This is a genomic window from Streptosporangium sandarakinum (genome assembly GCF_013409935.1).
Lineage (GTDB): Bacteria > Actinomycetota > Actinomycetes > Streptosporangiales > Streptosporangiaceae > Streptosporangium > Streptosporangium nondiastaticum.
On sequence record NZ_JACCCO010000001.1, the window covers coordinates 2,242,115 to 2,260,121 of the forward strand.

Consider the following 18,007-nt stretch of genomic DNA (forward strand, 5'->3'; position numbering starts at 1 on the left):
GCGCCGCGCGCCCGGCCGCGACGGCCGTACCGGCAGTGCCGACCGGGGAGGCCGCGTGACCACGCCACCGCACAACGGCACGCCGGCCGGGCCCGCGCCCGGCACGAACGGCGGCGCGACCCTCGGCACGCCCTCCGGAGCGCCCACCGGCCCGGCCACCGGCGCGCCCACCGGTGCGAACGGCGGCGCGGACGCCGCCCGGGAGGCGCTGGGGGCGCTGCGCACCGAGGTCGCCAAGGGCGTCGTCGGCCAGGACGCCGTGGTCACCGGGCTGGTGATCGCCCTGCTGTGCCGGGGACACGTGCTACTCGAAGGCGTACCCGGGGTCGCCAAGACCCTGCTCGTACGGACCCTCTCGGCGGCGCTGTCGCTGGATTTCAAGCGGGTGCAGTTCACCCCCGACCTGATGCCCGGCGACGTCACCGGCTCCCTGGTCTACGACGCGAAGACCTCGGAGTTCGAGTTCCGGCCCGGACCGGTCTTCACCAACCTGCTGCTCGCCGACGAGATCAACCGCACCCCGCCCAAGACGCAGGCGGCGCTGCTGGAGGCGATGGAGGAACGGCAGGTCAGCGTGGACGGCGTGCCGCGACGGCTGCCCGATCCGTTCATCGTGGCCGCCACCCAGAACCCGGTGGAGTACGAGGGCACCTACCAGCTCCCCGAGGCGCAGCTCGACCGGTTCATGCTCAAGCTGACCGTGCCGCTGCCCTCCCGCGAGCAGGAGGTCGCGGTGCTGGAGCGGCACGCGCTCGGCTTCGACCCGCGTGACCTGTCCCACATCAGGCCGGTGGCGACCGCCGCCGACCTGGAGGCCGGGCGCGCCGCGGTCCGCCAGGTGCACGCCGGGCCCGAGGTGCTCGGCTACATCGTGGACATCGCCCGGGCCACCCGGCAGTCGCCGTCGCTACAGCTCGGCGTCTCGCCACGCGGCGCCACCGCGCTGCTGGCCGGCGCCCGCGCCTGGGCCTGGCTGTCCGGCCGCGCCTACGTGACCCCGGACGACGTCAAGGCGCTGGCCCGGCCGGCGCTGCGGCACCGCGTCCAGCTCCGCCCCGAGGCCGAACTGGAGGGCGCGTCCGCCGACGGCCTGATCGACGCCGTCCTCGCCGCCGTCCCCGTCCCCCGCTGAGCGATCCGATGGCACTGACGGGACGGGCCGCCCTGCTGGCCCTGCTGGGCACGCTGGTCGTGCTGTTCGCGCCGCGGCCGGGACCGGCCGTGGCCGGGGTGGCGCTGCTGCTGGCCGCGCTGGTCGCGGTGGACCTGCTGCTGGCCGGGGGCGTGCGCCCGCTGCGGTTCACCCGCTCCGGCGACCGCCTGGTACGGCTCGGCGAGACCGCCACGGTCGACCTGATCGTGGAGAACCCCGGCCGCCGGCGGGTCCGGGGCCTGCTGCGGGACGCCTGGCCGCCCTCGGCCGGAGCCGCCCCCCGGCGCTTCGCGCTGGACGTCCCGGCCGGGGAGCGCCGCCGCCTCACGCTGACGCTCACCCCGGTGCGCCGGGGCGACCGGGAGGCCGCCGCCGTCACGGTGCGGTCGCTGGGCCCGCTGGGCATCGCGGCCCGCCAGGGCTCGCACCGGGTGCCGTGGTCGGTGCGGGTGCTGCCGCCGTTCCTCAGCCGCAAGCACCTGCCCGCCAAGCTGACCAGGCTCAGGGAGCTGGAGGGCGCGCACCCGTCGATGGTCAGGGGCCAGGGCACCGAGTTCGACTCGCTGCGCGAGTACGTGCCCGGCGACGACGTGCGATCGATCGACTGGCGGGCCACCGCCCGCCGCTCCGACGTCGTGGTCCGCACCTGGCGGCCCGAACGCGACCGGCGGGTGCTGATCGTCCTGGACACCGGGCGCACCTCGGCCGGCCGGGTCGGCACCGCCCCGGTCCCGCTCGCCGGCCGGGAGGACCGCTCCTCCGCGGGCCGGGGGGCCGGGCTCGGCGGGCCTTCGGGTGTGCTTCCCGGCGGCCTTTCGGGCGGGCTTCCCGGCGGGCGGGGCGGCGCGGAGACCGCGCCGGGCTGGCCCCGGCTCGACTGGTCGATGGACGCGGCGCTGCTGCTGGCCGCGCTGGCCGCCCGGGCCGGCGACCGGGTGGACTTCATGGCCCACGACCGGTCGGTGCGCGCCTGGGTGTCCGGGGCAGGCCGTACCGAGCTGTTGTCGTCGCTGGTCAACGCGATGGCGCCGATCGAAGCCGAACTGGTCGAGGCCGACGCGGCCGACATGGTCGCGGCCGTCCTGGCCCGCGCCAGGCGGCGCTGCCTGGTCGTCTTGCTGACCGATCTCAACGCCGCGTCGCTGGAGGAGGGGTTGCTGCCCGTACTCCCTCAGCTGTCCTCCCGGCACCTGGTGCTGCTGGCGGCCGCGTCCGACCCGCAGGTGGCGGCGATGGCCGCCGGGCGCGGCACCCCCGAGCTGGTGTACGACGCGGCGGCGGCGGAGCGCCAGGGCGCCGACCGGCGCCGGATCACCGCCCGGCTGCGCCGCCAGGGCGTCGAGGTCGTCGACGCCGCCCCCGAGCAACTCGCCCCCGCCCTCGCCGACGCCTACCTCGCCCTCAAGGCCGCCGGCCGCCTCTGACCCCCGCCCCGCCGGAACAGGTGACGCGAAACTCAAGGAGTTCCCAGGCCATCACGGATGACTTTTCCCATGCCCACCGACGATGGGCGGGAGATACCGGCTGAGCGCGGGACCGACACGTAGGTGCACACCATCACACCGCCCGATCCGCTCGCCGAAGAACAGGCGGTCCTTCGTACTCCGGTTCGGTGTCAGCCGGAGGTGGGGGTGACGTCGGGGGCGCGTTCCAGGTCGCCGGTCTCGCCCGCGCGGAGGGCACGGCGGCCGAAATAGATCACGTAGGTGAGGAAGGCCGCCTCGGCGACGACCCCGATGCCGATCCGCGCCCAGGTGGGCAGGGGCGAGGGGGTGACGAGCCCCTCGATGAGCCCGGAGACCAGCAGCACCGCGACCAGCGCGAGGGCCACGCTCATGACGGCCCTGCCCTGCTCGGCGAGGGCCTCGCCGCGTCTGCGGGGGCCGGGGTCGATGACCGTCCAGCCCAGGCGCATGCCGACGGCCGCGGCGAGGAACACCGCGGTCAGCTCCAGCAGGCCGTGCGGGGTGATCAGGCCGAAGAAGATGTCGAGCTTGCCGCGGGAGGCCATCAGCCCGGCGGAGACCGCGACGTTCAGCGCGTTCTGCCACAGCACGTACGGGATCGGCAGGCCGAGCAGCACGGCCATGATGATGACCTGCATCGAGACCCAGGCGTTGTTGACCCAGACCTGCCCGGCGAAGGAGGCCGCGGGGTGCTCGGAGTAGTAGTCGGCGAAGTCGTGGTCGACGAGCCGGGTGATCTCCTCCGGGGTGCCGATCGCGGCCTGCACGGCCGGGTCCCCCGCCACCCAGACCGCGACGACCGCCGAGACCAGGAGGAACGCGGCGGTGGTGCCGAGCCACCACCACCGGGCGCGGTAGGCGACCACCGGGAACGAGACGGTGAAGAACCGGACGAACTCCCGCCAGGCGGGGGCGTGCGCGCCGGTCACCGCCGAGCGGGCCCGGGCGACCAGCGACGACAGGTGGCTCACCAGGATCGGGTCGGTGGGGCCGGAACGCACGATGGACAGGTGGGTGGCGGTCCGCTGGTAGAGCTCCACGAGTTCGTCGATCTCGGCGCCGTCCAGTGACCTGCGCCTCCGGACCAGGTGTTCCAGGCGGTCCCAGGAGGGGCGGTGCGCGGTGACGAACGCGTCGATGTCCACCCGGAAAGCGTATCCACCTTCCGCGTGGCCGGGACTTCCGTACGGCCCGCCCGAGTCCGGCTCGTGACGGGCCACACGGACCGCACAGACCGCACAGACCGCACGGGCCGCCGGCTCCGCGGTTCAGCCGCTCAGCGCTTCAGCCGCCCGGTCGCCCGGTCGCTCAGTGGTTCAAGCGGCTCAGAACGCGACGCCGCAGCGCAGGATCACATTGGCGTACGGCCGTGCCTCGCCGGTCCGCACCACCAGCCGGGCGGAGCGGGACAGCTCCTTGAGCCGCTCGTGCGGGACGTGGGCCAGGGCGGGCAGCCGTTCGCCGAGCAACGCGTGGCATGCGGGGTTGGCCGCCCGGACCTCCTCGGCCGCGACGGCGCCCTCCACGACCAGCTCGGCGAGGAGGCCGTCCAGCACGTCGGCGAAGGCCGGGACCCCCGGCAGGAAGGCGAGGTCGACGACCTCCACCCCGGGCGGCAGCGGCATCCCGGCGTCGCAGACGAGCACCTCGTCGGTGTGGCCGAGGCGGGCGAGCGCGCCGGACAAGGCCGCGTTGAGGATTCCCGCGCGCTTCACGGCGACCCCACCCTCACGGCGACTCCATCCTCACGGCGGCTCCGGACCCGCGACGATTCCGGGCTCACGGCGGCTCCACCCTCACGGCCGTTCCGGGCCCGCGGTGTCTCCGGGCTCACAGCGACTCCAGGTCCCCGATCCGGGGGTAGGAGCTCTGCGCGCCGTGCCGGCGCACGGACGCGGCACCCACCCGGACCGCGAACGAGGTGGCGGCGACCAGGTGGTCACCCTGCGACAGGCGCCAGGCCAGTGCCCCGGTGAACGCGTCGCCGGCGCCGGTGGTGTCCACGGGCTCCACCCTCGGGCTCGGCACCGCGGTGACGTCCTCGCCCTCGGCGACGATCGCGCCGTCGGCACCGAGGGTGAGGACCACCGAGCGGGGACCGAGCGACAGCAGTTCCCGTGCCTGCCGTCCGGGGGTGTCGTGGCTGCCGAGGAGCAGCGCGGCCTCGTGCTGGTTGACGATGAGCGGGTCGCACGCCTCCAGCAGCTCGTCCGGCACCACCGCCGGCGGCGAGAGATTGAAGACCACCCGGCCCGCGACCCGCGCCGCCGCCACCACCGTGGCCAGCGGGCTCTCCAGCTGCAGGCAGACGACCGGCGCCGCGGACAGCAGGCTTTCGGCGGCGGCGATGTCGTCCTCGGTCAGCCGCCCGTTGGCGCCGGGCGAGACGATGATGCTGTTGTCGCCGTCGGAGCCCACGGAGATCAGCGCGACCCCGCTCGGGCCGGGCGTCTCGATGAGGTGGCCGAGGTCCACACCGTCGATGCGCAGCGCCTCGCGCAGGAACTCACCGTGGCCGTCGGAGCCGATCCGGCCGAGGATGGCGACCCGGGCGCCGAGCCGGGCCGCGGCGACGGCCTGGTTGGCGCCCTTGCCACCGGGGTGGGTGGCGAGTTCCGAGCCGATCACGGTCTCGCCCGGCGCGGGCCGCCGGGCGACGCGGACCACCAGGTCGGCGTTGACCGACCCCACGACCACCACGTCGTACGGCGACGCCGGCCGGCCGGGGCCCGCCCCCGGCCGGGGAGATCCGGTGGTGTGGTCGCTCATCACGAGCCCGCGAACTCTGCGACGTTGTCCTTGTTCACGATCTTCACGGGCACGGCGACCGTGGCCTCCACCTTCTCGCCCTTGGCGGCCTTGACGGCGCCCTGGACGGCCTGCTGGCCGAGGAGGGCCGGCTGCTGGGCGACGGTGGCGCTCAGCGTGCCGTCCTGGACGGCCTTGAGGCCGTCGGGGGTGCCGTCGAAGCCGATGACCTTGACCTCCTTGCCCGCCTTGGCGCCCAGCGCCTTGACGGCGCCGAGGGCCATCTCGTCGTTCTGGGCGAACACGCCGGTGATGCCGGGGTTGGACTGCAGGAGGTTGGTCATGACGTCCAGGCCCTTGGTCCGGTCGAAGTCGGCCGGCTGCTGGGCGATCACCTGGATGTTCGGGAACGCCTTGATGCCCTCGGTGAAGCCCTGGCCCCGGTCACGGGCCGCGGAGGTGCCGGGCACGCCCTGCAGGACGACGACCTTGCCCTTCTCGCCCATCTCCTTGGCCAGTTCCTGCGCGGCGAGCCGGCCGCCCTCGACGTTGTCGGAGGCCACGGTCTGCGCGACGGTGCCGCCGTTGACGCCGCGGTCGGCGGCGATCACGGGGATCTTGGAACGTTCCGCGGCCTTGACCGCGGGCCCGGCGGCGTCGGAGTCGACCGGGTTGATGACGATCGCCTTCATGTTCTGACCGGCGAAGTTCTGGATCTGGTTGACCTGCTGGGAGGCGTCGTTCTGGGCGTCGGTGACGGTCAGCGCGACGCCCTCCTTCTTCGCCTCCTCCTCGGCGCCCTTGCGGAGCTGGACGAAGTAGGGGTTGTTGAGGGTGGAGACCGACATGCCGATCTTGATGTCCCCGCCCGACGCCCCCGAGCCGCCGGCGGAGGAGCCGTCCGAGCCACCCGAGCCGCAGGCCGTGAGACCCAGGGCGAGCGCGGCTCCGGCCGCGGCGATGCTGATGGTGCGCTTGATCATGATGTTTCTTTCCCCTCAGGGTGGTTCTCAGGTGGTGGCCTTGCGGCGCAGGGTGTCGGAGAGGACCGCGAGCGCGATCACCACTCCGATGACGACCTGCTGCCAGAAGGCGGAGACGGAGAGCAGATTGAGGCCGTTGCGCAGCACCGCGAGGATGAGCGCGCCGACGAAGGTGCCGAAGGCCCGGCCCTTGCCGCCCGACAGGCTCGCCCCGCCGATGACGACGGCGGCGATGGCGTCGAGCTCGTAGCCGGAGGCCGCCTGAGGCTGCGCCGAGGCGAGCCGGCTGGCCAGGACGATGCCGGCGATGGCGGCGAAGAGACCCGACAGGCCGTAGGTGATGAGCTTCTGCCGGTCGACCTTGATGCCGGAGAGCCGGGCGGCCTCCTCGTTGCCGCCGATGGCGTAGATCGCCCGTCCGGAGTAGGTCCGGCTCAGGACCAGGGCGGTGATCAGCCCCATGGCGATCATGACGAGGACCGGGATCGGCAGGTAGTCGCCGATGGTGTCGCCCAGGTGGGTGACGGCGTCGGGCAGGGCGATCGGGCTGCCCTGGGAGATGACCAGGGCCAGGCCGCGGGCGATGCCCAGCATGGCCAGGGTGGCGATGAACGGCGGCAGCTTGCCGTACGCGATCAGGGCCGCGTTGGCGAGCCCGCACACCAGGCCGACGGCCAGGGCGACGAGGACGGCCAGCGGCCACGGCAGGCCCGAGTCGGTCGCCAGCCAGGCCAGCACGATCGCCGACAGCGCGGCGACGGAGCCGACCGACAGGTCGATGCCGCCGGTGATGATGACGAAGGTGACGCCGAAGGCGAGGATCGCGGTGACCGCCGCCTGGACGCCCACGTTGAGCAGGTTCGTCACCGTCAGGAAGTCACCCGACAGCAGCGACAGGCCGACCACGAGCACGACCAGGGCGACCAGCGCGCCGTTCTCGGCCAGCCAGGCGGCGGCCGGGTGCCGGCGCCGCGTCGCCTTGGCGGTCCCGTTGAGCACATCAGTGGACACGTGCATCCTCCACCTCGCTGACGGCCAGGGCCATCACCGAGTCCTGGGTCGCTTCACGCGCGGCGAGCTCTCCGGCGAGCCTGCCGCGTGCCATCACCAGCACGCGGTCGCTCATCCCGAGGATCTCGGGGAGATCGCTGGAGATCATGAGCACCGCGTGCCCGGAGGCGGTGAGCGAGTTGATCAACTGGTAGATCTCGACCTTGGCCCCCACGTCGATGCCGCGGGTGGGCTCGTCGAGGATGAGCACGCTCGCGTCGGCGAGCAGCCATTTCCCGATTACGATCTTCTGCTGGTTGCCGCCGGAGAGCGTGCGGACCTCCTGGCCGAGGCCGCTCATCCGCACGCCGAGCCGTCCGGCGACGTCGGCGGCGGCCCGGCGCTGCCCGGCCCGGTCGACGAATCCGCCGCGGCTGGCCCGGCGGAGCGTGACCAGCCCGAGGTTCTCGGCGATGTCGGCGCCGAGGACCAGCCCCTGGCCCTTGCGGTCCTCCGGGACCAGGCCGAGACCGGCCTCCATGGCCGCGTGGACGTCGCCGCGCGGCAGCGGGCGGCCGTTCACCAGGACCTCTCCGGTGTCGTAGGAGTCGGCGCCGAAGACCGCCCGTGCGACCTCCGTACGGCCCGCGCCCACCAGCCCGGCCAGGCCGACGACCTCGCCGGCGCGGACCTCGAAGGAGACGTCCTCGAACGCGCCGCGCCGGCCCAGACCCCGGACCCGCAGCAGCGGCTCGCCGGGCGCCGCGGGCTCCCGGGGGTACTGCTGGTCGATCGGCCGGCCCACCATGAGCCTGACCAGCTCGTTCTCCGGCGTGCTCGCCGGCACCTGCGTGACCGAGCGGCCGTCCCGCAGCACGGTGACCCGGTCGCCGACCTGCGGGATCTCCTCCAGGTGGTGGGTGATGAACACGATCGCCACGCCCTGGTCGCGGAGCTGGCGGACGATGGCGAACAGCCGCTCGACCTCGCTGGTCGTCAGCACGGCGGTGGGCTCGTCCATGATGAGCACCCGGGCGTTCAGGGCGAGCGCCTTGGCGATCTCGACCATCTGCATGCGGGCGATGCCGAGGCGGCCGACCGGGGTGCGCGGGTCGACGTCCACGCCGACCCGGGCCAGCAGCTCGCGCGCCCGCTCGTGCATCTTCTTCGTGTCGACGAGCCCGAAACGGCGGGGCGGGCGGCCCAGCGCGAGGTTCTCGCCGACGGACAGCTCGGGGACCAGGTTGAACTCCTGGTAGATGGTGGCGATGCCGAGCCGCTGGGCGTCTCCGGCGCCGCGGATCTCGACGGGCTCGCCGTCGACGACGATCCGCCCGGCGTCGGGGCGGTAGGCCCCGGAGAGCATCTTGATCAGCGTGCTCTTGCCCGCGCCGTTCTCGCCGAGCAGGACGTGGACCTCACCGGCCCGCAGGTCGAAGTCGACCCCGTCCAGGGCCACCACGCCGGGGAACTCCTTGCGCAGTCCCTCGACGCGGAGGATCTCGCCTCCGGCCGCCCCGCCCCGGGGGCTGTCGTCGTTCGTCACGAGACGTTCCTTCCTTCCCCGCACGACTGCCTGGGCACCAGTACGGCGGGCAGGACCACCGACCCGGCGGGCCGCCCGTGGAGCCGGTCGAGGATGACCCGCACGGCGCGTGCGCCCAGTTCGGCGACGGGCTGGCTGATGGCTGTTATCGGGGGGTTCATGTGGGGGAACCACGGCACGTCGTCGAAGGACGCCAGTGCCACGTCCTCGGGGATGCGCAGACCGCGCGCCCGGATCTCGTCCAGCGCGCCCAGGGTCATCAGGTTGTCGCCCCCGAAGATCACCTCGGGCGGCTCCGGCAGGTCCAGGAGCCTGGCGCTGAGTGCCCGGCCGCTGGCCAGCTGGAAGTCCCCCGACTGAATGTACTCCGGGCGCAGCTCCATCCCGTGTTCGGCCACCGCCTTCACGAAGGCGTCGGTGCGCTCCCGGCCGGTGGAGAGCCGGAGCGGGCCGGAGATGAGGGCCACCCGCCGGTGCCCCAGCCTCTTCAGGTGGCCGACGAGCTCGCCGATCGCGGCGGTCCCGTCGACCCGGACCGACGGCACGTCCATGCCGGGGAGCACGCGGTCGATGAACACCAGCGGGTCGCCCGTCGCGGCCGCCTGCTCCACCAGCGGGGTGACCTCGGCGGTGGGGCAGATCAGCAGCCCGTCCACCCGCTGCTCGATGAGGGTGCGCACGTAGTGGTCCTGCTCCTCGGCCCGCTCGTCGGCGTTGCCGATGACGACGGTGTAGCCGGCCTTGCGCGCCGTGTCCTCGACCGCACGGGCCAGCTCGGCGAAGAACGGGTTGAGGATGTCACCGATGATCAGGCCGAGTGTCCGGGTCGCCTCGGTGCGCAGCGAGCGCGCCACCGCGTTGGGGACGTAGTTCAGCTCCGTCATCGCGGCGTAGACCCGGTTCCGGGTCTCCTCGGACACCGAGGGATTGGCGTTGAGGACCCGGGAGACCGTGGCGACGGACACACCCGCGCGAACGGCCACATCCTTGATACGTGCCACCGGCCCTCCCGTGTAATCGATTACATGAGGGTATGTAATCGATTACATGAACACCATCCCCGCCGGTGGTGGCCTGCGTCACAGATCACCTTCCGCTTCCGGGCCGCCGGACCCCGTGCTTCCGGGGCAGGCGCCCGGGACCCGGCCGCCGGTAGGGTGCTGGTGTGTCCGAGGTCGTAACCGGCGAGGCGGTCGTCGTCGAAGTCCGGATCGCCCAGCTTCCGAGCCGGGTGGCCGCGCTGCTCATCGACATCCTGGTCCAGCTCGTGACGCTGGCCGGGGCGTCCTTCGTGGCCGGCAGCCTGCTGCTCGTCGCCGACCCGGCGCTGACCGCCATGGTGTACATCGCGCTGTCCGTACTGGTCCTGGTCGGCTACCCGGTGATCTTCGAGACGCTCTCGCGCGGGCGCAGCCTCGGCAAGCTGGCCCTGGGCCTGCGGGTGGTCAGCGACGACGGCGGCCCCGAGCGGTTCCGCCAGGCCCTGTTCCGCGGCCTGGCCGGGGTCCTGGAGATCTGGACGCTCAGCGGCGCCCCCGCCCTGATCAGCTCGCTGGTCTCGGAGAAGGGCAAGCGCCTCGGCGATGTCTTCGCCGGGACCATCGTGATCGCCGAGCGCGCCCCCCGCCGGTACGGCCCGCCGCTGGAGATGCCGCCGCCGCTGGCCGCGTGGGCGGCGACGCTGGAGCTGTCCCGGCTGCCCGAGGAGGTCGCGGCGACCGCCGCCCGGTACCTCACCCGCCGGAACGACCTGTCGCCCGCCGTCCAGCACGAGATGGGCGCGCGCATCGCCGCCGAGATGTCGGCCTTCGTCTCCCCGCCTCCGCCGCCGGGCGTCCCGCCGTTCGCCTACCTGACCGCCGTCCTGGCCGAGCGCCGCCGCCGCGACCAGGCACGGCTGTCCGGGCGCGGCGGCGCGCCCGGGTACCCGCCGTACGCCGCGCCCTTCCCCGCCGCCCATCGGCCCGCCGCCGCTCATCCGCCCGCCGCGCCGTACGGCCCGCCGCCGGCCGCGCCGTACGGTCCTCCGCCCACGGCGCCGTACGGCCCGCCGCCCGTGATGCGGGACCGGCCTCCGGCGCCGCCCCCGGGGCCCCCGGCTCCCGGGGCGACCCCCGGCGGGTTCGTCCCCCCGGCCTGACCCCGCCCGGCACGCCGTACGGCACGCGAAGGGGGCGGCGGGATCTTCTCCCACCGCCCCCTCGGCGACGCTCAGGAAGAGCCGATCGGTGCGCGATCAGCCGCCGTGGTTGGCGCCGTGACCGTAGGAAGGCTGGGTCTGGGCGTTGAAGATGTCCATCTTGACGCTCTTGGCCTGGTTCGTCAGCGGGTCGTTGATCCGCAGGACGTCGAAGCCGAGGTTGAAGTCACTGCCGTAGATGTAGCCGTTGTAGTAGTAGGCCGACCAGAAGCCGCCGCTCAGCGCGGGAGCGGTGTTGTCGGGGCCGCGCTCGAAGAACGCGATCTCGCGCGGGTTGGCCGAGTCGGTGAAGTCGACGACCGAGATGCCGCCCTGGTACCAGGCCTGGACCATGATGTCCTTGCCCTTGACCGGGATCAGCGAGCCGTTGTGCGCGACACAGTTCTCGGTGTCGGCCTGGTGGCGCGGGATCTTGAAGTAGCTCCGGAACGTCAGCGTGGTGCCGGAGAGGTCGTAGTAGGCGTTGGCGCCGCGGTTCGGGCCGATCGCCTCGTTGCAGGTGGCCGCGCCGCCGCCGCCGAGCTCGTCGGTGAAGATGACCTTGGTGCCCTCGTTGTTGAAGGTCGCCGAGTGCCAGAACGCGAAGTTCTCGTCGTCACGGACGGTCGAGGTGACCTTGGGGTTCACCGGGTCGGAGATGTCCATCAGGATGCCCTCGCCCATGCAGGCGCCGGCCGCGATGTCCTTCTCCGGGTAGGAGGTGATGTCGTGGCAGCCGGTGGTCGCCGACGTGCGGTAGGGGTACTGCTTGTCCGGCTCGCCGGGGTTGCCGCCGTCCGGGAAGAGCACCGGGGTGCTGACGACCGCCGCGTCCGCCGGCTTCGCCAGCGGCACCTTGATGATGGAGATCTTGTCGTGCGGCGTCCTGCAGTCGGGGAAGGAGTCGTTCGGGCCGTAGGAGGAGACGTAGACGTAGACGTTGCTCCGGTCAGCCCCCTTGCCGGGCACCAGGGTCAGGGTGTGCGAGCCGCAGTTGGTCTCGACCGCCTTGACGTACTTGGGGTTCTTCTTGTCGCTGACGTCGAAGATCCGGACGCCCTCCCACGAGTTCTTGTTCGCCGCACTCTGGGACGTGCTGCTGCAGGAGTCGTTGTTGCGGGAGGAGTCGACGGCGCCGAAGAGGAGGTTCCCGTAGACGGCCATGTCCATCTGGCCACCGGGGCAGACCACCGAGCTGACCACCGAGGTCCGCTTGGGGTGCTTGATGTCGTAGATGGAGAAGCCGCTGTAGTTGCCCACGTAGGCGTAGTCGCCCTGGAAGGCGATGTCGGTGTTGATGTCCGCCAGCGCCGCGGGCTTCGCGACGTTGGTGACGTGCTCGATGTTCTGGCTCATGACGATCTCGCCGGGGGCGGGGATGTCAGCGGCTTGGGCGGGCATGGTGGACAGCGACAGCGCCGCCGCCACCCCCGCCACGATGAGGAAGCGGCCGGTCAGACCCTTCCCTCGGGGGGTGAACACTGATGAACCTCCTTGCCATATGCGCCATAAAAGTCGCATAAATGTCTGAATCGTTCATCCTGAACCGAGGGTCGTACAAGCCTTCACAGTGTCAGTAAGTTTTTCCGTTTTGCTCTATTTACCTACCCCTTATGGGCATATTAGGGTGTTCCGACGTTGTTACCGGGATACGTTCGAGGAGGTCGGGTGCGCGGAGCGCTCGTCGCCGTGGCCGCCGTCCTGTGCCTGAGCGCGTGCAGCGCCGGCGCCGACCGCCCCCCTGCCCAGGCACTGCAGACGGCGCCGATCATCGCGCCCGGCCGCCCCGGTGAGCCCGCCAGGACGCTCAGTCCCGGTGAGGCCGCCACCGCCGTGCCCTCCCCCACCGCCAACGCCGCCGACGTCAAGTACGTGCAGGACATGATCGTCCACCACCGGCAGGCGCTCGACATGGCGTCCCTGGCCCCCACCCGGGCCCGGAACACCAAGGTCAAGGGGCTGGCCGCGCGCATCAAGGACGCCCAGGGCCCGGAGATCCAGTACATGATCACCTGGCTGCGGCAGCAGGGTCAGCGGGTCCCCGACCAGCACGGCGACCACGCCGCCATGCCCGCCATGCCCGGGATGGCCACCCCCGAGCAGATGGCGGCCCTCAAGGCCGCCTCCGGCGAGGACTTCGACCGGCTCTTCCTGGAGCTCATGACCGCCCACCACCGGGGCGCGCTGACGATGTCGGGGCAGGTCCTGGTCGACGGCTCGCACATCAAGATCGAAGAGCTGGCCAACGAGATCTCCGTCGGCCAGACCGCCGAGATCAACAGGATGCGGGAGATCCTCGCCGGCCTCTGACCCGCCGCCCGCGGTGGTCCCGCGCCGCGCGACCACCGCACGCGCCGCGGACGTCGGGCCGCCGCGGCGGCGGCGAGGGCGTCAGGAGCCGAGCCGCCAGGAGTGGAGATACCTCTCCTGCTCGCCGGTGAGGACGTCCACCTCGATCCCGGCGGCGGCCAGCCGCAGCCGTGCCACCTCCACGTCCACCTCCTCCGGCACGTCGTAGACCCCCGGCGCGAGCTCCGCCCCCTCCCGGGCCAGCCACGCGACCGCGAGCGCCTGCGCGGAGAAGGACATGTCCATGACCGCGGCCGGGTGCCCCTCGGCGGCGGTGAGGTTGACCAGGCGGCCCTCCGCCAGCAGCAGGAGCCGCCGGCCGTCGGCGAGGACGTACTCGTCGGTGCTGGGCCGTACGCCGTGGTGCACGTCCACGGCCAGGTCGTCCAGTGCCCGCACGTCGATCTCCACGTCGAAGTGCCCGGCGTTGGCGAGGATCGCGCCGTCCTTCATCACCGCCAGGTGCTCGCCCCTGATCACGTCGCGGTTGCCGGTGACCGTGACGAACACGTCCCCGGCCGGGGCCGCCTCGCGCATCAGCCGCACGTCGTAACCCTGCAGCGAGGCGTCCAGTGCCTTGACCGGGTCGATCTCGGTGACCACCACCCGGGCGCCCAGCCCCCTGGCCCGCTCGGCCACGCCCCGGCCGCAGTAGCCGAACCCGGCGACCACCACGGTCTTGCCGGCCAGCAGGGTGTTGGTGGCGCGCATGATGCCGTCGATCGTGGACTGGCCGGTGCCGTAGCGGTTGTCGAACATCCGCTTGGTCCGGGTGTCGTTGACCGCGACGACGGGGAACCGCAGCGCCCCCTCGGCCGCCATCTGCCGCAGCCGGATGATCCCGGTGGTGGTCTCCTCGCAGCCCGCGGTGACCCCGTCGAGCAGTTCCGTCCGCTCGGTGTGCAGGATGTTGACCAGGTCGCAGCCGTCGTCGAGGACGATGTCCGGGCCGATGTCGAGTGCCCGGTGGATGTGCCGGTAGTACGTCGCCCGGTCCACCCCGGCCAGCGCGTGCACGGCCACGTCGTATCCGGCCAGGGCGGCGGCGACGTCGTCCTGGGTGGACAGCGGGTTGGAGGCGGCCAGCGCGACCTCGGCCCCGCCCGCCCGCAGCGCGCCCATTAGCACCGCGGTCTCGGCGGTCACGTGCAGGCACGCGGCGATCCGCAGGCCGTCGAGGGGCCGCTCGGCGGCGAACCGCTCCCCGAGGGCGGTGAGCACCGGCATCGCCCGCGCCGCCCAGCCGATCCGCCGCTCTCCGGCGGCCACGAGCTCGCTGTCCACGTCTCTCCCCATGTGCCCGAAACCCCGCGTTCCCGAAGCCCCGCGTGCCCGGAGGCCCGTATGCCCGAAGCCTCGCGTGCCCGGAGGCCCGTATGCCCGAAGCCTCGCGTGCCCGGAGGCCCGTATGCCCGGAGCCCTGCATGCCTGAAGCCCCGTGTACCCGACGCCCCATATGCCCGAAGGCCCCCGCGGTTCGCCGCGGGGGCCGGAAGACCTGTTCCCGGATCTCCGCCGCCCGGCCCGGGGCCGGGCGGCGGAGCCTTCGGAGGCCTTTAGTAGCGGTAGTGGTCGGGCTTGTAGGGGCCCTCGACGTCCACGCCGATGTAGTCGGCCTGGGCCTTGGTGAGCTTGGTCAGCTTGACGCCGAGCGCGTCGAGGTGCAGCCGGGCGACCTTCTCGTCGAGGTGCTTGGGCAGCACGTAGACGCCGATCGGGTACTGCTCGGTCTTGGTGAACAGCTCGATCTGGGCGATCACCTGGTTGGTGAAGGAGTTCGACATCACGAACGAGGGGTGGCCGGTGGCGCAGCCGAGGTTCATCAGGCGGCCCTCGGCGAGCACGATGATGGCGTTGCCCTCGGGGAAGGTCCAGGTGTGGACCTGCGGCTTGACCTCGGTCTTGACGATGCCCGGGATCCTCGCCAGCCCGGCCATGTCGATCTCGTTGTCGAAGTGGCCGATGTTGGACACGATCGCGTTGTGCTTCATCTTCGCCATGTGGTCGGCGGTGATGATGTTGAAGTTGCCCGTCGTGGTGACGAAGATGTCGGCGATCCCGACGACGTCGTCCAGGGTGGTGACCTGGAAGCCGTCCATGGCCGCCTGCAGGGCGCAGATCGGGTCGATCTCGGTGACGATGACGCGGGCGCCCTGGCCGCGGAGGGCGTCGGCGCAGCCCTTGCCGACGTCGCCGTAGCCGCACACGACCGCGACCTTGCCGCCGATGAGCACGTCGGTGGCGCGGTTGAGGCCGTCGATGACGGAGTGGCGGCAGCCGTACTTGTTGTCGAACTTCGACTTGGTGACCGAGTCGTTGACGTTGATCGCCGGGAAGAGCAGCGTGCCGGCCTTGAACATCTCGTACAGGCGGTGGACGCCGGTCGTCGTCTCCTCGGTGACGCCCTTGATCTGCGAGGCGATCTTCGTCCACCTCTTCTCCTCGGAGACCGTACGGCGGAGCAGGTCGAGGATGACCTTCCACTCCTCCGGGTCGTCCTCGGCGGCGCTGGGGACGGCACCGGCCTTCTCGTACTCGGCGCCCTTGTGGACGAGCAGGGTGGCGTCGCCGCCGTCGTCGAGGATCATGTTGGGGCCGTCACCGCCGGGCCAGTTCAGCGCCTGCTCGGTGCACCACCAGTACTCCTCCAGGGTCTCGCCCTTCCAGGCGAAGACCGGGACGCCCTTGGGGTCGTCGACGGTGCCCTCGGGGCCCACGACGACGGCCGCGGCGGCGTGGTCCTGGGTGGAGAAGATGTTGCAGCTGACCCAGCGGACCTCGGCGCCGAGCGCGACCAGGGTCTCGATGAGCACGGCGGTCTGGATCGTCATGTGCAGCGAGCCCATGATCTTCGCACCGGCCAGGGGCCTGGCCTCGGCGTACTCCTTGCGGATGGCCATCAGGCCCGGCATCTCGTGCTCGGCGAGCTGGATCTCCCTGCGCCCGAAGGCGGCAAGGGAAAGGTCGGCGACCTTGAAGTCCATGTGTTACCCCTTTGATCAGTGGTCGCGTTCGTCCCGGGCCCCGCCGCTCTCGGCGGCCCCGCTTCGCTCGGGGACCCGGCTCGCCACTCGGTCGGAAAGTCGTCGGTACGAGTTTAGGCGGCCGATCCGGCCGGACGCATCTTCCAAACGGGTAACCTGACAGAAGAATGTCAGAATCAGCGGGAGGCCGGGATGCGGATCACGGAAGCTGCCCGGCGGCTCGGAATGTCCCCCCGGATGCTCCGCTACCGCGAGGCCCTCGGGTTGCTGCCCCCGGTCAGGAGCCGCGGCTCACACCGGCGGTTCGGCCCCGAGGAGCTGTCCGCGGTGGCCCAGGGGGTGGAGTTGGAGAGGCGGTTCGACGTCTCCCCCGCCGAGCTGGCCTTCGGGCTGCGGGTGCTGAGCGACCCGGCGGTGGCGCAGGCCGTCCGCGACCTCGGCCTGCGGATCGGCAGGCTGCAGGCCCCGCGCCGGGCGCTGGACTTCGAGAAGGAGAAGGCGCTGCGCCTGCTGCAGGGCCGCCCCCCGGGCACGGCGGAAGCCCCGCCGCAGGGCCGCCCCACGGGCGCCGGAGACCCCCGGAAGGCCGCCGGCAACGCCGAAGGGGCCCGGCACGACGGCCGGGCCCCTTCGGAGAAGAGCGTTACGGACGGCTCAGCGACGGGTCACCGGCCGGGGCAGACGAGCCACCGGCCGCGGCCCGGTCGAGGTCCGGCTCCAGGTAGATGACGCGGGCCTGCGGCACGGCGGCGCGGATGCGCTGCTCGGCCTCGTCGATGCCGCGCGCCACCATCGCGGCCGTGTCGTCGTGGTCCACCGCGATCTTGGCGGCGACGAGGATCTCCTCGGGGCCCAGGTGCAGGGTCCGCATGTGGATGACCCGGCTGACCTCCGGCGTCTCCTCCAGGGCCGCGCAGATCCGCCGCTCGACCTCCGGGCCGGCGCTCTCGCCGATCAGCAGCGACTTGGTCTCGGCCGCGAGGATCGCCGCGATGATGGCGAGCAGCACGCCGATCCCCATCGTGCCGATGCCGTCCCACACGCCGTTGCCGGTGATCACGGCCATCGTCACGCCGGCCAGCGCCAGCACCAGGCCGACCAGCGCGCCGAAGTCCTCCAGCACGATGACCGGCAGCTCCGGCGACTTGGAGCGGCGGATGAACTGCATCCAGGACTGCTTGCCCCGCAGCGGGTTCGACTCCTTGATGGCGGTGCGGAAGGAGAAGCCCTCCGCCACGATCGCGAAGATCAGCACACCGAACGCCACGATCGGGGTCTCCACCGGGTGCGGGTCGGAGATCTTGTGCCAGCCCTCGTAGAGGGAGAACAGCGCGCCGACCGTGAACAGCACCACCGCCACGACGAAGGCGTAGAAGTAACGCTCGCGGCCGTAGCCGAACGGGTGCTCCCGGGTGCGCCTGCGCTCGGCCTTCTTGCCGCCCACCAGCAGCAGCAGCTGGTTGCCCGAGTCGGCCACGGAGTGGATGGACTCCGCGAGCATCGACGACGACGTCGTGATCAGGAAGGCCACGAACTTCGCCACCGCGATCGACAGGTTGGCGGCCAGCGCCGCGATGATCGCCTTGTTACCGCCGCCCGCGCTCACGCC

The 18,007-nt window shown here is 72.3% G+C and carries 16 protein-coding genes; 5 read left to right on the top strand and 11 right to left on the bottom strand.

Features of this window, described 5'->3' with window-relative positions; genetic code table 11:
- The first annotated feature begins 208 nt into the window (after positions 1–208).
- Positions 209–1,132, top strand: a complete 924-nt coding sequence (locus HDA43_RS09850; RefSeq protein ID WP_179823035.1) for an AAA family ATPase — start codon at positions 209–211, stop codon at positions 1,130–1,132.
- Positions 1,133–1,140: 8 nt separating this feature from the next.
- Entirely contained in the window at positions 1,141–2,577 is a 1,437-nt protein-coding gene (locus tag HDA43_RS09855; protein WP_179819423.1) for a DUF58 domain-containing protein, read from the top strand.
- A 191-nt stretch (positions 2,578–2,768) separates the two neighbouring features.
- Here the strand turns inward: HDA43_RS09855 and HDA43_RS09860 are convergent, their stop codons facing one another.
- From HDA43_RS09860 to HDA43_RS09885, 7 genes are all read right to left on the bottom strand, one after another.
- Positions 2,769–3,764, bottom strand: a complete 996-nt coding sequence (locus HDA43_RS09860) for a stage II sporulation protein M (protein ID WP_179819424.1) — start codon at positions 3,762–3,764, stop codon at positions 2,769–2,771.
- Between the two features lie 180 nt (positions 3,765–3,944).
- Positions 3,945–4,334 (bottom strand): D-ribose pyranase, encoded by a 390-nt coding sequence (gene rbsD / locus HDA43_RS09865; protein WP_179819425.1) that lies wholly within the window; start codon positions 4,332–4,334, stop codon positions 3,945–3,947.
- A gap of 115 nt (positions 4,335–4,449) precedes the next feature.
- Complete coding sequence (locus HDA43_RS09870; RefSeq protein WP_179819426.1) at positions 4,450–5,388, bottom strand: ribokinase; 939 nt, start codon at positions 5,386–5,388, stop codon at positions 4,450–4,452.
- Complete coding sequence (locus HDA43_RS35870) at positions 5,388–6,350, bottom strand: D-ribose ABC transporter substrate-binding protein (RefSeq protein ID WP_281395031.1); 963 nt, start codon at positions 6,348–6,350, stop codon at positions 5,388–5,390. The genes HDA43_RS09870 and HDA43_RS35870 overlap by 1 nt, the downstream gene beginning before the upstream one ends.
- Before the next feature lie 27 nt (positions 6,351–6,377).
- Positions 6,378–7,367, bottom strand: a complete 990-nt coding sequence (locus HDA43_RS35875) for an ABC transporter permease (RefSeq protein ID WP_281395032.1) — start codon at positions 7,365–7,367, stop codon at positions 6,378–6,380.
- Positions 7,351–8,886, bottom strand: coding sequence for a sugar ABC transporter ATP-binding protein (locus tag HDA43_RS09880; protein WP_179819427.1), 1,536 nt, complete (start codon positions 8,884–8,886; stop codon positions 7,351–7,353). Before HDA43_RS09880 ends, HDA43_RS35875 begins: the two co-directional genes overlap by 17 nt.
- Positions 8,883–9,887, bottom strand: coding sequence for a LacI family DNA-binding transcriptional regulator (locus HDA43_RS09885; protein ID WP_179819428.1), 1,005 nt, complete (start codon positions 9,885–9,887; stop codon positions 8,883–8,885). Before HDA43_RS09885 ends, HDA43_RS09880 begins: the two co-directional genes overlap by 4 nt.
- 164 nt (positions 9,888–10,051) lie before the next feature.
- Between HDA43_RS09885 and HDA43_RS09890 the strand changes: the two genes are divergently transcribed.
- Complete coding sequence (locus HDA43_RS09890; protein WP_179819429.1) at positions 10,052–11,026, top strand: RDD family protein; 975 nt, start codon at positions 10,052–10,054, stop codon at positions 11,024–11,026.
- Between the two features lie 96 nt (positions 11,027–11,122).
- Here the strand turns inward: HDA43_RS09890 and HDA43_RS09895 are convergent, their stop codons facing one another.
- Positions 11,123–12,547, bottom strand: a complete 1,425-nt coding sequence (locus tag HDA43_RS09895) for an LVIVD repeat-containing protein (protein ID WP_179819430.1) — start codon at positions 12,545–12,547, stop codon at positions 11,123–11,125.
- Between the two features lie 186 nt (positions 12,548–12,733).
- Between HDA43_RS09895 and HDA43_RS09900 the strand changes: the two genes are divergently transcribed.
- Complete coding sequence (locus HDA43_RS09900; protein WP_179819431.1) at positions 12,734–13,375, top strand: DUF305 domain-containing protein; 642 nt, start codon at positions 12,734–12,736, stop codon at positions 13,373–13,375.
- Between the two features lie 81 nt (positions 13,376–13,456).
- On the opposite strand, the gene HDA43_RS09905 is transcribed toward HDA43_RS09900, so the two are convergent.
- Positions 13,457–14,698, bottom strand: coding sequence for an adenosylhomocysteinase (locus HDA43_RS09905; protein ID WP_376770469.1), 1,242 nt, complete (start codon positions 14,696–14,698; stop codon positions 13,457–13,459).
- A gap of 272 nt (positions 14,699–14,970) precedes the next feature.
- A complete protein-coding gene (gene ahcY / locus HDA43_RS09910; protein ID WP_179819433.1) occupies positions 14,971–16,398 on the bottom strand; it encodes an adenosylhomocysteinase in 1,428 nt (475 codons plus the stop codon).
- Between the two features lie 192 nt (positions 16,399–16,590).
- Between ahcY and HDA43_RS36660 the strand changes: the two genes are divergently transcribed.
- Complete coding sequence (locus HDA43_RS36660) at positions 16,591–17,127, top strand: MerR family DNA-binding transcriptional regulator (protein ID WP_179819434.1); 537 nt, start codon at positions 16,591–16,593, stop codon at positions 17,125–17,127.
- On the opposite strand, the gene HDA43_RS09920 is transcribed toward HDA43_RS36660, so the two are convergent.
- Complete coding sequence (locus tag HDA43_RS09920) at positions 17,042–18,004, bottom strand: cation diffusion facilitator family transporter (RefSeq protein ID WP_179819435.1); 963 nt, start codon at positions 18,002–18,004, stop codon at positions 17,042–17,044. The genes HDA43_RS36660 and HDA43_RS09920 overlap by 86 nt on opposite strands.
- Between the last annotated feature and the right edge of the window lie 3 nt (positions 18,005–18,007).